The organism is Pseudoalteromonas sp. 0303 (assembly GCF_013349995.1).
Lineage (GTDB): Bacteria > Pseudomonadota > Gammaproteobacteria > Enterobacterales > Alteromonadaceae > Pseudoalteromonas.
Genome location: NZ_JABVXF010000041.1, coordinates 20,562 through 34,636 on the forward strand (window position 1 = coordinate 20,562; position 14,075 = coordinate 34,636).

Annotated in this window: 13 protein-coding genes; 10 read left to right on the forward strand and 3 right to left on the reverse strand. The window is 36.6% G+C overall.

The annotated features are described in order from the left end of the window. Nucleotides 1-206: 206 nt before the first annotated feature. The 10 genes from HUS62_RS19380 to HUS62_RS19425 all read left to right on the forward strand — a co-directional run bounded on the left by HUS62_RS19380 (nucleotide 207) and on the right by HUS62_RS19425 (nucleotide 10,129). Nucleotides 207-1,013, forward strand: coding sequence for a TnsA endonuclease N-terminal domain-containing protein (locus tag HUS62_RS19380; RefSeq protein WP_175080845.1), 807 nt, complete (start codon nucleotides 207-209; stop codon nucleotides 1,011-1,013). Between the two features lie 5 nt (nucleotides 1,014-1,018). Beyond that, nucleotides 1,019-3,229 carry a hypothetical protein gene (locus tag HUS62_RS19385; RefSeq protein ID WP_175080846.1) on the forward strand — a complete coding sequence of 737 codons (2,211 nt, stop codon included), beginning with the start codon at nucleotides 1,019-1,021 and terminating at the stop codon, nucleotides 3,227-3,229. Continuing rightward, a complete protein-coding gene (locus HUS62_RS19390; RefSeq protein ID WP_175080847.1) occupies nucleotides 3,229-4,671 on the forward strand; it encodes an ATP-binding protein in 1,443 nt (480 codons plus the stop codon). Before HUS62_RS19385 ends, HUS62_RS19390 begins: the two co-directional genes overlap by 1 nt. After that, nucleotides 4,668-5,660, forward strand: coding sequence for a TniQ family protein (locus HUS62_RS19395; protein ID WP_175080848.1), 993 nt, complete (start codon nucleotides 4,668-4,670; stop codon nucleotides 5,658-5,660). Before HUS62_RS19390 ends, HUS62_RS19395 begins: the two co-directional genes overlap by 4 nt. 34 nt (nucleotides 5,661-5,694) lie before the next feature. Next, complete coding sequence (locus HUS62_RS19400; RefSeq protein ID WP_175080849.1) at nucleotides 5,695-7,104, forward strand: TnsD family Tn7-like transposition protein; 1,410 nt, start codon at nucleotides 5,695-5,697, stop codon at nucleotides 7,102-7,104. Nucleotides 7,105-7,185: 81 nt separating this feature from the next. Further along, the gene (locus tag HUS62_RS19405; protein ID WP_175080850.1) at nucleotides 7,186-7,875 is read left to right on the forward strand and encodes a hypothetical protein; all 690 of its coding nucleotides are present in this window, start codon (nucleotides 7,186-7,188) and stop codon (nucleotides 7,873-7,875) included. A gap of 91 nt (nucleotides 7,876-7,966) precedes the next feature. Then, complete coding sequence (locus HUS62_RS19410) at nucleotides 7,967-8,428, forward strand: MbcA/ParS/Xre antitoxin family protein (RefSeq protein ID WP_175080851.1); 462 nt, start codon at nucleotides 7,967-7,969, stop codon at nucleotides 8,426-8,428. A gap of 386 nt (nucleotides 8,429-8,814) precedes the next feature. Next, nucleotides 8,815-9,042: a hypothetical protein gene (locus tag HUS62_RS19415; RefSeq protein ID WP_175080852.1), complete on the forward strand. Its 228-nt coding sequence runs from the start codon at nucleotides 8,815-8,817 to the stop codon at nucleotides 9,040-9,042. Nucleotides 9,043-9,074: 32 nt separating this feature from the next. Continuing rightward, nucleotides 9,075-9,314 carry a hypothetical protein gene (locus tag HUS62_RS19420; protein WP_175080853.1) on the forward strand — a complete coding sequence of 80 codons (240 nt, stop codon included), beginning with the start codon at nucleotides 9,075-9,077 and terminating at the stop codon, nucleotides 9,312-9,314. Nucleotides 9,315-9,421: 107 nt separating this feature from the next. Beyond that, nucleotides 9,422-10,129, forward strand: a complete 708-nt coding sequence (locus tag HUS62_RS19425) for an SDR family NAD(P)-dependent oxidoreductase (protein ID WP_175080854.1) — start codon at nucleotides 9,422-9,424, stop codon at nucleotides 10,127-10,129. On the opposite strand, the gene HUS62_RS23525 is transcribed toward HUS62_RS19425, so the two are convergent. The 3 genes from HUS62_RS23525 to HUS62_RS19440 are packed head-to-tail and all read right to left on the reverse strand — an operon-like array spanning nucleotide 10,043 to nucleotide 12,910. Then, entirely contained in the window at nucleotides 10,043-10,525 is a 483-nt protein-coding gene (locus HUS62_RS23525; RefSeq protein WP_175080855.1) for a 2-amino-4-hydroxy-6-hydroxymethyldihydropteridine diphosphokinase, read from the reverse strand. The two genes, HUS62_RS19425 and HUS62_RS23525, sit on opposite strands and share 87 nt — an antisense overlap. Then, nucleotides 10,522-12,183 carry a hypothetical protein gene (locus tag HUS62_RS19435; protein WP_175080856.1) on the reverse strand — a complete coding sequence of 554 codons (1,662 nt, stop codon included), beginning with the start codon at nucleotides 12,181-12,183 and terminating at the stop codon, nucleotides 10,522-10,524. Before HUS62_RS19435 ends, HUS62_RS23525 begins: the two co-directional genes overlap by 4 nt. Beyond that, nucleotides 12,173-12,910 carry an MBL fold metallo-hydrolase gene (locus HUS62_RS19440; RefSeq protein WP_175080857.1) on the reverse strand — a complete coding sequence of 246 codons (738 nt, stop codon included), beginning with the start codon at nucleotides 12,908-12,910 and terminating at the stop codon, nucleotides 12,173-12,175. The genes HUS62_RS19435 and HUS62_RS19440 overlap by 11 nt, the downstream gene beginning before the upstream one ends. Between the last annotated feature and the right edge of the window lie 1,165 nt (nucleotides 12,911-14,075).

The window sequence follows — 14,075 nt, forward strand, 5'->3', positions numbered from 1 at the left end:
AGCTGTTGTTTTTATTTTATTTTATAATTTATTTATCTTTTTATGTAATAAATAAGGTTATATATTTTTAGTTGCTTATTTTTCTATTTAAACTAAAAAAAGATATTTTAAAACAATCGGTTGCAAAAATAAATTTTGACATTTACTTGCTTAACTTTGATTTGCTGTTATTACTAAAAATAGAAGAGATATTTGGAGTAAATACAGTGAAAGATTTATATGTATCAGAATCAACAGTAAAACGAATCAAAGCGTTTAACGAAGCTAAAAAGCGCGGTGTTCATATTCCATATGTAAAAAGCACATTCATGTCGATTGGCACGCGATCTATTTTCTTTTGTCCGGTTCAAAAGCGAGTTATTACATTGCTTGGCAAAGGTGAAAAACATCTTTACATCACAAAGTTGTTTGAGCCAAATGTCGTTGAAATTAAAGAGCAATACCCGCTTGATCATGTTCGCACCCAAGAGATTGCTGATACGCAGGGGGTGATTCATCCGCGTAAACATTTAACCGGTGAACTAACTGTTTTAACGACTGATTTACTCGTCACTTACCGTGATAAATCTGGCGCTCAATATCGCGTTGCTTACTCATTTAAGCACAGTATCGATGCACGCAGTAAAACACGCACAATGCAAAAATTTGATATCGAAAAAGCGTATTGGAAACAGTTTGGCGTGAGAGCAGAGCAAGTCTTGAGAGATGATGTTTCAAAAATAAAAGCAGATAACTTACTGAATTATATTAATTACTACGATACAGAGCTTAGCAATAGTGAACTTAGAAAGTTTGTAAGTGCTTTACTTGATGATGTTATTGAACATCCTTACAGCTCATTAAGAGAGTCATTGAAAGCTGTTTCTTCGTCACTCAAAGTTAACCCATCACACTGCATGACATTGTTTGCAAACTCAATGTTTAAACACATTTTACCCATCGACTTGACGCAGAAAATTAAACTGCACAAGCCACTTCAGCTTTGTGCTGTTAATGAGTGCAAAGAGGTTTAAGACTGATGTTTGCTGCAAATGACATACTGCAATTAACTGATGCCGGCGTTGAAAAATATAAATCAAAGTTTGCTGTTGATGATGAGTTTTTAGTATCAAAAGTCATTCAAGAGACTGATGAGTACGCTGAGTATTTTATAATTACAAACCTATCTTTGATGAAGCGCAAGAAAGAACCGCAAAAGCCGCTCGCGCTGACAAGAAACCCAGCTCATAAGTATTTTAAGCAGTCACTCGACGAGGATGGTTGTGCTTTATTTTATTTGTATGATGAGCTCTCTCGTTTGAGCGATGAGCAGCTAAAGGTTAAGCACCCGAAATGGCTAAAAAAGCGTGATTTATCATGGGCTGTGATATCGCCATTTCAGTCAGAGCAAGCAATCCTAAAATATCTTTTAGGGCAGTCCGGCCAAGCTATTACACAACATGCAACCGACTTGAATGTGAATGAAAAAGCTATTCGCCGACCACTGAACTACTATAGCTCGCTTGGCTTTCGTAAAAATGCACTTTTACCTATTGAATACGCAAAAAGCGGCAATAGAGGTCCGCGAGATGATATGCAAAAGACTGGCCCTAAGCCAAAGCTGCTACCTGACTTGGCGACTAGAATGGTGCGCTCTGATGATATTTTAAAAGTTCAGCGTCTTGCATTGAGAAATTGCGTCGATAAAAAAGATGGTAAGTTTTGTCTAAAGCATTTGCATACATTGTTTTTAAAAGAGTATTGCTCTACTAAACGAATCGTTAAAAGAGGAAATGAAACACACTTTGAGCTTGTAATTGATGTTTCAAAAAGAATCAATGCTCAGCAATTTAATCGTTTGTTCAATAAAGCATTCGACTCAAAACAGCAACAAGTATTAAAAATTGGTAAGTCAGCGTATCAAAATAACAGAAAAGATAAAACTGGCAGCGCTTTCGAGGGCGTTGAACGTGCAGGCCAGCTCTGTGAATCGGATTCAACAGAATTACCAATGTATGTTGCTTATCCATTGAATACAAAAAAACGGGAGGCGGCTGGAAAAGTTAACATATGCATTGTGGTGTGCGTTAGAACACAGCAAGTGATGGGCTACTCGTTAAACTTCGGCGCGCCACAATGGATGAGTGTGGCTGAGGCGCTCATTAACTGTGTGCAAAAAAAGCAAGTGTATGCTGAGCAATATAATGTTGAATTAGATGACAATGAATGGCCATGTCAACATTTTCCAGAAGGGCTTCGTGTCGACAACGGCGGTGAAAATACGCCAAATCAATTTATGAGCGTCTTAAATGATGAACTGGGTATTTCTTGTGTCGATTATTGTCCGCCTGCACGTGGTGCCGCAAAAGGCACTGTTGAAAACATTTTACGCATTATTCAAAGCTTTATTTCAAATGTGACTGGCTCAGTTGAAAAAGGCCGTGACGCTGGCCTTCCGCATTCCTCGCAACGAGCTATTTTTCAGATTGACGATATTCATCGATTTATCATTCGCGCAATATCTATACATAACTCGATGCATGCTCGCGATCGTTTGTTAACAGTTGAGATGGCAACGGATGACGTTACACCAACACCTTCAGCGATGTGGTCGCATCTAATGAATGATGAATTTTTAGGTCGTCCAAAAATATCACAGAAGCGACTGCCTGAATTGATGTACTCACTTATGCCAAAGCAAGTGGCAACAGTGGCGAGGACTGAAGTGAAACTTAATGGTCTTGGCTATCACAGTGACTGGGCAGAAGCGCAAGGTTGGTTTACTAAAGCAGTTGGTGGGCATTTTAAAGTTGATGTTATCAGTTTTGGTGGCTCAGTCGACGTGATTTACTTTAAAGATGAGCTGGGTGAGCTTCAACCTCTTACGCTAAAAGACGAATATGAATCTTTCATAGGAATGACGGCGCAGCAAGCTCAGTTTAGACTCGATGAAATTAAAAGTCATCGAAAAGTACTTGAGTACAAAAAAGAAAATGCACTCGTCAACTTTGAGCATGAAATCGAGCAAGTTCAAGAATATCGTCTGAAAAACGACTTTAAAGATGCACCGCCTAACACACAGAAGACAATACAAAGCGGCATCGCTGAACGCAAAGCAATCATGATTGAAGATGAACAGAGGCAAAAGGCAGAAAAGCAAAAAGCGCTTATGCAGCTTAAAGATGTCGAGAAAGCCAAAAATGAAAGTCAGCATGATAATTTTAATGAGTTTGATGAGGATATTTATTAATGAATTCTATTGTTAAAACGAAGGCCATCTATAAGCATCAAGCACTTGAAAAGTATCAAGGAAACCCTTTTGTTGAAGCGTTACCTTACGCCCTATCACAGGACGATTTTTTTGAACTCATACGCGTTCTTAAACCTTTGCCGAGTGAACTTGAAAGCTTTTCTAAAATGGATGTAAACGATTTTATAGTTGATATGAAATCGATATACATTGAAACAAAGCATGCATATCAAGTTTACGAAAGTGTATATCTCCAGCTTAGACAGTGTTATGAAAAGCGTTCACCTCTGACTGCAAACTATAGAAAGCAATGTAACGCTACAAGTTATCGCTTAAAAAATAATGAAGCCTTTGATGTTTCAAGGCCAGCGGAATATGTTGCCACTGTTCCATCTATACTTGTGAGTGGCGAAGCCGGTACAGGTAAAACTGTGACAATTAGACGTGTTTTGAGTCTTTTCCCTCAAGTTATTGAACATGAAGTGTACCGGGGTAATTTGTTTAAAAAGCAGCAGGTCGTCTGGTTGTCTTTTGACATGCAAGCATCTAAAAGTCGCAAAGCTTTAGTGTTTAATTTCTTTCATGAGCTTGAGCGTGTCGTAGGTCACTCGCTGACAGCAAACTTTGTGAGCAAGCGTGACTCAGTTGATCAGCTATTTCATGCAATGCAAAGTGCTGCCCAGCAGTATGACATCGGAATAATACATATTGATGAAGCACAATTTATCTTAAATCCATCATCAAAATTCAAAGATGCACCGAGCTTACCTGAGCTCGAAGCTCTTTTTAATAAGATAGGTGTGCCGATTATTATCTCAACAACTAAAGATGCATTAACAACATTTCAAAGTACTGCCAGTGAAGCTGAAACTAAAGCAACAAAACTACAAACAGTTCGACGTCTGAGCTCTGCATCACATATTAAATTTCCGCTTTGGCATCTGAACTCGTCACATTTTAAAGCTTTTTTTACAGCATACTTCGACAATGACTTATTTAAAAATACTCATGTACATACTGATGAATTTAAAATTCAGTTACTCGTTCTCTGTGCTGGGGTAAGTGACGCAATTTCAGCACTTGCTATTGCATTTATTCGAAACTATTACCTTATCACTCAAGAAAAAGAAGTTGAGGACTGCCTTGGGTTACTAAAAAAAGTATATAAAGCGCGACTTGAAACGTGGCATGCGCCGCTTTCGAAGTTGCGTAGAAATTATAATGTTCTGAATAAGTTAAATCAGCAATCATCTTTGAAGGGAGAAGATGATTTATCGAATTATTATGATGAAGCAGAAACGCACACTTTAAAACCTAAGCGAAAACGTACCAGTGCACATCACTTGAAAGCAGCAAGCACTGTTGAGCGAATTGATGAAGGTGACGAAGTCATCGATGCTGATTCAATAGTTGCAAGTTATGAAAAGCGAGATGAGTCATGATTTATCAGTCGCCAATGCCGCTGCCCGGCGAGCACGCTGCGAGCATAATGTATCGCTACTTTCAAATGACGCGATTTACAAAATTTGAAACGATGATGAAGTCAGAATACAACTCAAAATTAGACTCACCCAGACGTTTGTGGCAGCCAGTATTTTCAATGCTCGCAGAGTCATTTTCGTCAAAATACTCACTCGCACGTTTCATTGAAAAGTATACAAATATCACTGATTACAGTCTGTTTTTAGATGAATCAGTTTTTAAAGATAGCTCTGTCGAAAGCATGCTGAACAAGCTATCTGGCTTCAAGTTTCATAACGCACTGAATGTATCACAAGATTTGACGTGGCGTTACTGTTCCGAGTGTGCGCGCGAAGACGATGAAAAGTACGGGACAACATATTTTCATGTCGCCCATCAGTGCTTTTACAAGCGTGTTTGTCGAAAACACAATGTGCTGCTTGAAAAAAGTGACCCTTATCATTTTTCTTTGCCGCCTTTGGGCGCTGAGTCTGTGACCGCCTCTCCGACCGATTTAAAAACAGAAGCTGTTTTATCGAGTTGGGTTGATGCGCTGAAAGAAATACCCCAAGAAGAACGCAAGATAAGAGCGTTGAATTTGATACATCAAAAAATATGTATTTTCTCTTATGACAGAAAGAATCCTTATCACGTGCAGCGAGTTCAGTACGTTCAAAATCGACTAGCTAAACGCTTTAATCGTTCTCATTTTATGCCTTATTTTAGCTGGGGGGCTTTGGCTTCAGGGCTGTATCCATTGAATTCTGTTGTTGGCCTGATGGGGTTTTTAGACCCCGCTAAACACTTTCATCCAATGATTTACTTGATGCTGATAGACCTGTTTTTAAAGCAAGATGAGCTTGATTTATCAATGCAATATTCACTCGCCAGCTCAAACGTAAAGGAACGAGTACCGCAGGTTGTTTCACCGATTGAGATAACTGATTTGATAAATGACAATGCCGCTTAACTAACGGGTATATAAGCAGAGGTTGATGATGCGAATGAAGCAAATATATCCTCGCATTTACAATAATGAAACTATCTATAGCATCGCATCGCGATTAGTGCTGAATGATGTGTCATCATCGATATCTCAATCCATGCTGAATGTATTTGATAATAAAAATATTCAGTTAGATTCAATCTTACCGTCCTTCATTAATCGCTTAGCTTTAGTCTGTGACTGCCCTCACAATGAGCTTCTCGATAAGCATTCGTCATTTCAATACTACACATTATTCTCAACAGAAAGCGTCAGAGCGCAAGCTAGAGCAATGTTGCTAAAAGAAAACAGTCTTGATGCATTTAAAACCCTGGGGCTGTTAGCTAATCGCATTCCATGTCACGATGTTCATCATTTTTGCCCTCTGTGCGCTAAAGAGCAAGAAAAGCAATTTGGTGAAACTTATTGGCTTAGAGCGCATCAATTACCGCTATCAAATACTTGTTACAGGCACCACTGCCGGCTTGTCTCTATACCCAAGCAGCGAAAGCGGCTTCTTTTTCCGTTGATAGACTGTGAGCCCACATTTGCTATATCAACGCTAGAACATAAGCTAGCATCGTTTAATTACGCTTTCAGTCAAGCAAATCATTTTGATCCAGTCCGCTTAAAACAAACGTATGCGATTAGACTAATCAATCAAGGTTTGGCTACCACGCGCTTTGTGCGTCACAGTCTCTGGCGTGAGCAAATGAGAGTGTATTTTGATGAGTACATGAGCCATGATGCCGTTTTTAAGCTATTACAAAACGACGCGGAGTATGCTTTTCCAGCAAGCATTTTCTACAATGATGAAGCTAATCATCATCCGTTAAAGCATTTGCTGATATGCACCTTTTTGTTTGAGCATGTTGATGATTTCATTGATGCTTACACGCAAAAAGAGTCATTGAAACAGGTTCATTCTGAGCCAATTACACCGCAATCTGAAATAGATGCGCTGAGGCAAAATACCGCTCTAATGCTATTAAAGCAGGGCCTTCCGCTTCGACAAATTATTCAAGTGGCTGACGTTAGTGCTGCAACAGTAAGAAATATCGCCAGAAAATATAGCATTTCATTAAAAGAACAAGAACGAAAAGTCAGTGACTCTATTCGCCGAGGTATCACTATTCAGCTCATTATTGGTCGACACGTTTCTGATATCGCGCATAAATTTAACTTAAAAAAAGGCGATGTCGAGCAAGTCTTGAGTGGCCAACCAATCATTAAAGAGCTTCGACGCAGAATTCGTTTTTATCGTCATCGTCAACAAGCAAGACGTGCACTCATTGCAACATTGTATACACTTAAAACGCCTAAGATAACATTGTTACGCCGCAGTGCTGACAAGGAATATATGTGGTTATTTAAGCACGATAAGCCATGGTTGAATGCGCTTAAAAAGAGCTTTTTTAAGCAAAGTTAGTTTATTAAGGGTTATAAAGCGAGTTAAACCGAGTATGTCGTGGAACAGTAAGTAATACGATAATGATAGGTGAATTGAAATATGTTAAATATTGGAACTAGTTTGTTTGAAGGATTAAATAGTGAGCAGGGTATCTTAATCTGTGGCTATGAGTGGGGGAACAGTAAAAAAGATCAAGAGTTAGTTGCAGCAGGTGCGCGTGTTTACCATGGGGATGATGCGGTGACAACGTTCTCAAATAAATCGCCAAAATACGGTGATAGAGCGTTCGTTTGGCCTTACGACAAGCGAGTTGTTAAGTGGTTCTCGTTATGGGAGCACCCATTGTCGCGGGAAGGATTAGGTGGAGACTTTGAAAAGCTCATTGTGCAATCAAATTGGTGTAACTCTGAGGCACATAAACTCGAAAAGGGATTCTGGAAAAGAATGGTAACCCCTGAGCAGGTTGATAACTTCATTTTCCACATCACTGAGCTTCGGCCAGCATTGATATTCTTTATGGGCTCAAAGTTAATGACAGCCTTAAACAGTGAAGATATAAAATCTAGGTTTATGTCAGTCATGGGGGCTGAAACGCAACCTAGAACGGTGAAGCAAAAAGCTTTTTCAGGGCGTCGATTTAAAGTGGGCTTTCAATCTTTTGAACATTGCGAAATTGTTTCATTACCTCACCCAAGTAGCTCTAGAGGGTTGAGAGATGATTACATTGCACTTTTTAAGAATGAGATAGGCCCTCTCATTGGGCAAGTTAGGGCAGATAAGGGGTGTTAAACGCAGTGTTGGCGGAGGCATTGGAATGAATTGCTGATGATGATACTTGAAGTTATGAATACGGCTCACTAAAGTTAATAGTAGACATCAAATGAGTGAGCGGAACATGGTTGAGTTTCAAGCTAGCAACACAAGTAAATGCGACTTCTTATCTGTCGTCACTCATGGTGAGCTAACAACGTTTTCAAACCCTCTTGCCGAAATAAATTTTACGAATATAGGTGTTACAAAAGCCGGTGTGTGCTCACTTGCTGACTCGTTGAACTGGAGCGTAGAAGTTATCGCTCAGAGCCTAAACACAACATCAGGCATGTTGATACGACATAAGTCAAAAAGGCTCAATAAGCAACTGACTGACAACGTCCTAGACATTGCAAAGCTAGGTCAGTTTTGTGTTAAGTATTTCGGTAATCTTGAGAACTTCAATGGCTGGCTAGATACCCCAGTTTTACTGTTTAATGGCGAGCCTCCCCGTCGTTATATGAACTCTATTCGCGGTCGCGAATTGATAAAGCAAGCAGTTAATAAACTAAAATACAGCTACACAGCTTAATAGTCGATTTAACTTTAGGTGCCAGAAAAATGGAAACTAAATAGGTAAGAATTTCGAAATCCCACTTGCTGATGAATACTGTGAAGCGTTAGGGGTTGAGGTTGGCTATATTCTGCTTTGTGAAAGTTTGCAATGAAATAATCGTATAAAATTAAGTAAGCATCATGATCAGTCTTTGTCTGATGAAAAAATAGCAAGAACAAAAAATCTTACACGGGTTATTAATCTTGAGTAAGCGCGGTGTGGAATTATCATTTGTTTATGTATTTTAGATGATGGTTATTCTAGTTTTAATTATAAAGTAATTTTATTTCAATAAGGTCAAGAAGTTGAAGTATACTAAAGGTTAAATGCTGAATTGACACGCTATAAACATAGGTTAAATTATGATTGTAACTGTTGGCAAAAACGGGGCTATTCCTTTGCTCCCTGACGAAGATTTCAATGAAGAAAACAAATTAAAAATTGGTGGCATTCTGCTATGTACACTTATGAAAGATAAACGCTCGATTAAGCTTGAAAAGTTTTCAGATCAATCTTTAAATGATGAACAAATTAAAGCTCACGGCTATTTATGTCGTGTAGAAGAACTTAACCCCGAAGATTTTGAGTAATTTATTCTGACCTTTCCGAATTTCGGTATGTTGTGGCTATCACATCGATAAAATCAATCAGCTCAAAACAAGACTTAGAAAAAGCACTCAAGCGTGCAGATGAGCTTTGGGACGTTGCTGAACCTAACACTCCTAAAGGAGAAGAGCTTGTTATGCTTACTCAATTAATCGAAGATTACGAGTTAGCAATCATTGTTTCTCAAAGGGTAGATCAAGAAGTAATAGTCTCATATAGCTTTATTTACTGTATATATAAAGTCTTTGGAGTTTAGGTGTGTTAGTGTTATGTGTAAAATTCAAGCGATAAATTAAATAAGTAATAATTTTGTTTGCAAGTTAGATTGTTGAGTTGATTTTTTTAGTGTATTAGGAGCTTAATTTGAAAGTTGTTGTTGTTACAGGTACGAGCCGGAGGCTGGGGAAATTTTTAGTTGAACATTTTTTGAAAATGAACTATCAAGTAATATCTATTTCAAGGAACAAAGAAGCAATATCACAACTGCATATCAACTCACACTTAGATCACTATCAAGTCGATGGGTATTTCCCTGAAACAGCAAAAGAGGTAGCTTACGATATTCTTGAAAAGTATGACTCTATAGACCTTATTGTGCATAATGCATCTAAATTTATAAGTGATGATAAAGATATCGATAACTATGCTTCAAATTACCAAGAGATGATTAATGTTCACATGATATTTCCTTCTCTTTTAAACTCTATATTGTACCCTGCATTAAAAGAAGCTCCAGAACCAAATATAATTCAAATAACAGATATTTACGTAGATAATCCAAATGAAAATTTTTCACTTTATTGTTCTACAAAGTCCGGTTTAGAAAGCTTAACAAAAAGCTTTGCAAAAAAGTTTGCTCCTCACATTCGAGTCAATAGCATTCAACCCGGGCCAATTAAGTTCTTATCAACTCACAATGAATCAGAGAAAGAAAGTGTATTAAATGAAGCCTTGATTAAACGTGAGGGGGGGTTCGATTCTATCTTAAAAACAATTAACTTTATCACTGAGAATAATTATATCACCGGTAGTTCTGTCAAGGTCGATGGTGGACGGTCTTTGAATAGGTAGTGAAGCACTGCTGAAGATTTTTTTACCTTCCAAAACTTTTTTATTAAATGGTTCTTTAGATTTCGAAAAAAAATTAAGGTTGAATTCCTCAGATTTATAAATGATATCAATATCTGCGACTCTGTCTTTTATCGGTGAATACGGGTCATCTCTATTTCTACCTAAGCTAGTCTCTATTTTGTTAAAACTGTTTTTAATTTGATTTTCATCTAGGTTGTATTTGATAACAGCTAACGAATTTAAAAATGGCATATTACTATTCATCTTGATAGGGGAGGTATAAACAAAAGGATAAATAAAAATACTTCCATATCTCTCGCAAAGTTTCTGCGTTATAGTCACTGCAAGCTTTTCTGGGGTTATATTAGTGCCAATAGAAATATAAAAGTAACTCATCTTAGTAATTTTCTTATGTAAGCGCCTATGAAAACAGTAATAAGAAGAACCCCTGTTGCTGTTTCTAGCGTGACAATACTTGCTAATAAGCCATCAGGCTCAAAGTCTAACCATTTCCCAAAGAAGCTACCTAAAAAGCTTTGAAAACTAAGAGATAAAGGAGAAAAAGCTTTAATCTTTGGCTCGATACAATAATAAATGAAAGAATAAAATAGTATGGTTAGTATTGATGAAATAGCTATGTTTGTTAACCTTACTCCCCAGCCGAAAATTGTTCCGAAAATAAATCGCTTAATTTTAGAGCTCGTAAAGTAATGCCTCATAAAGTAGAAAGCTTCATCTTCATGATCTAAGTGCCCGCTATCAGATAACCAATGTTTTAATGAGCAATATTGCTCTGCTGCTAACTCAGAGTTATATTCATCTATTATTTTGAACTTTTTAGGTCTAAAAATATGGGGTCTTTCACTTGAGTATAAACTACTTAGAGGGGAGATTAAGAAACGACTTGATGTGAATTTTATAAGATTAATAGTTGTTTTGTCAGATAGAGTATTATTTTCTAAATACGTTACATCACTTACGGCAGTAGAAAAGAAAGAAGCTTTCCCAAAAACGTCATTTTTTTCAATTTTAAAATGCCTTCCAATGCTACAGTTTGTTACAGCTAGAGCAATTGAATCGGGAGAGGGAGCTTGCTCTCCAATCATATTGCTTTCAATTGAAAGCACATTTGAGATGTTAGTATTATCAATAGAAAGTAACCTAACTTCAGACTCCCTGATATTTAAGCCATTTACATCCAACTCATTAATTTCTAATTTTTCTATGCATATACCGTCAATAGTAACTTTATCATTGATGGAGGTGCTGTTGGCTTTTTCATAATTATATATTTCTGACCCTATATAAATATTTTCTATTGAAGAAGTGCATTTAACATCCGAATCTTGATTAGCTAAAATCTGTATTTCATTATTAAAAATACCACCTATAGATAGGGTTTCGCTAACTGTCATTTCATTCAGCCAAACAAGATCGTCTCCACCTATTACACCTAGGTCAAAGTAAATACTTCTACAATTAACTCCCCTTAAAGATACTCCACCTGCCCCAGAAAAGTTACAAGCTTCCATGTGAATGCTACCTTTAATAACAGAGTTCTTAAGGCTGAAGTGTTTCATGAATCTACAGTTTGGAAACCAAAGGTTTTTTATAAAATCACAAGATATCATTCTCATATTTGATAAAAATGAGCACTCTATAAATCCAATTTCTCTGTTGAATGTATGGTGCTCGATTTCGATTTCAGAAAACCTGCAATTTATGAATATAATAGGTGAAATATGTTTATTGGTTATTATTTTTATGAGTTTACCTTCATTTATTTCTTCATTTTCTATAATCTCTGCACCTAAATTTCCATTGCTATTTAAAGAAACTAAACTTTCTAAGGAGTAACCTCTTGATATACCCTCTAAGTTATACTTTCTAGCATAGGCTCTAAATGTGTCACCTTTTGATAGTGAGCGAATATTTAATTTTTTTAGCTCATACCAATGTACAAATTCTAGTGAGTTATTTACTTGAGAAATACTAAATCTGTGATTCTTGCTATCAAAATAGAGATTAGTAAATTTAGTTAAATCATATGTCAAATGTGTCGCCTTCCTTTATGAACCCTTTGAAGTTAAGATTTACACTACTTTCATAATCGTTCCAGTTGTCTTCATAACTCATAAGGTACATCTTCTTTCTAGTGGTTTTGGTATATGAGTTTAGTAGTGAGTTTAGAGTCGCATGGACAGGATTGTAATCAGATAATGTAACATCATGGAAACAGTAATCGAATTTATACTTTGATAGAGTTTCCGGAATTGCTATTGTGTCAGTTGTATAGAGATATTTATTTTGGATACAAATGCCAAATGAAGGTTTATTGGGAGTGTGCTTGACTTTTAATGTCTCAATTTTGATATCATGAAAATAAAACGAATCGTTTTCTATGAAAACTACTTTAAAGAAAGTCTCTAATGAGGCTTCACCTTCACCAATTTTTGACATTGAACCTTTTAAAGTGTTATCCCACAATTCTTTATATAATTCTTTTTTAATAAATAAAGTTGGTCTAAATTTGTACTTGAATAAACATTCATAACCAACCCTTTCTAAGCCAAAAACATGGTCACCATGAACATGGGAAATATAAATTGAGTCGATATCAGATATCTTAAAGCCTTGGTTTTTCAAAGCTGATTTAATAGTGTAGCCGCAATCGATGAGCAGTAATTTTTCATTAGTTAATACTGCTGCGTTATTGTTTAAGTTGACCTCAGATTCTGAGTGGCCGCAACCAAGAATAATGAGCTTGCTATTTGTAGACATAGATTAAAGAATCCTCATATCTTTCGACAAAGATATACCCAGATGTTCTGTTGTGGATATCTATGTAGGGAATAGGGGCTTCAGCGAAGGTTTTATCAGGAAATTTCTCTTTAAGAAAAATAAAGCATTCAGACAAGTACTCCCAATCGTATTCATGAGATTTTGTAGTTAAAGAAAGTTCTTGGATTAGAGTTGTTTGTAAATTTATAAGGGTAGTTGATTTCAATTTCTATTACCTAATTATCTTTTTGTTAAATACGTTCTTAGTAAGCTTGTAGATCAAATTTTGTTACATATTGTTAGGCCGAAAAGGTGCTGACTTGCTTTTATAGGTTTTCAAAGCAATTGTAATTCAAGAGCCCTATCACTCACCCTATAAAGTTCATTAAAAGTCATGCCCTGCATTTTTCTTTTATGCGAAATATCATTAAGCATTGTATTACCTGTTAAGGTAGGTGTGTTTGTATTTTTGTCAATAAGTTAAACATCTAAAAGTTTAGTTTTGCGTAGCGGTGAATTTTTAATAATTCAATCAATGTGGCACACTAACAATTAAATTCAAACTTCATACGTCAATGCTACAAGGAATATTTCTAATTAATTCTCTAGTCGTGAAATGATTACTATCCATTAGGTCTGTTTTCGATTCTGTTGTTATTACTCAAAAGCATAAAATGTATATGCTATAAAGCGTTAAAAAATCCACACTCTTCCCCTTGCTCAAGACTAGCTTAGAGTAAAACCCTAAAGATTTAAAGAAAAACGTTTATATGAATGGAGCGAAAAATCTGTTGAAAGTGGCTGTAACCCTAGAGTGTTTATTCCCAAACTTTAATTAGAGTTAACAATGGAGAGCTTATCTTTAAGGAATAGATTCCCAATCTATAAACTCAAATTGGACTACGGGAAGTTAGTAATTTGGGGTCCATATTTTCCCAAACTCAAATAACTCTGATCATGATTAAATTCAAATGCCAAAAAGCCGTTGCAGCAATGTAACGGCTTTTTTGTGTTTTGGAGAAAGTTAGCGAGGGGAAAGTTAGCGAGAGTAAAGGGGGAAGGGAGCTATCAGCTTGTAGGTTGGGTAGAGATAATTGGACTCCCCCAACCACCGAAGGTTGGACTAACATTTAAGTTAGCAGACCAAAATGTTATGGGAGTCCAT

Excerpts from the sequence above, each read along its gene's own strand:
- HUS62_RS19385 (WP_175080846.1), top strand. The coding sequence starts at position 1,019 with ATGTTTGCTGCAAATGACATACTGCAATTAACTGATGCCGGCGTTGAA.
- HUS62_RS19390 (WP_175080847.1), top strand. The coding sequence starts at position 3,229 with ATGAATTCTATTGTTAAAACGAAGGCCATCTATAAGCATCAAGCACTT.
- HUS62_RS19395 (WP_175080848.1), top strand. The coding sequence starts at position 4,668 with ATGATTTATCAGTCGCCAATGCCGCTGCCCGGCGAGCACGCTGCGAGC.
- HUS62_RS19400 (WP_175080849.1), top strand. The coding sequence starts at position 5,695 with ATGAAGCAAATATATCCTCGCATTTACAATAATGAAACTATCTATAGC.
- HUS62_RS19405 (WP_175080850.1), top strand. The coding sequence starts at position 7,186 with ATGTTAAATATTGGAACTAGTTTGTTTGAAGGATTAAATAGTGAGCAG.
- HUS62_RS19410 (WP_175080851.1), top strand. The coding sequence starts at position 7,967 with ATGAGTGAGCGGAACATGGTTGAGTTTCAAGCTAGCAACACAAGTAAA.
- HUS62_RS19415 (WP_175080852.1), top strand. The coding sequence starts at position 8,815 with ATGATTGTAACTGTTGGCAAAAACGGGGCTATTCCTTTGCTCCCTGAC.
- HUS62_RS23525 (WP_175080855.1), bottom strand. The coding sequence starts at position 10,525 with ATGAGTTACTTTTATATTTCTATTGGCACTAATATAACCCCAGAAAAG.
- HUS62_RS19440 (WP_175080857.1), bottom strand. The coding sequence starts at position 12,910 with ATGTCTACAAATAGCAAGCTCATTATTCTTGGTTGCGGCCACTCAGAA.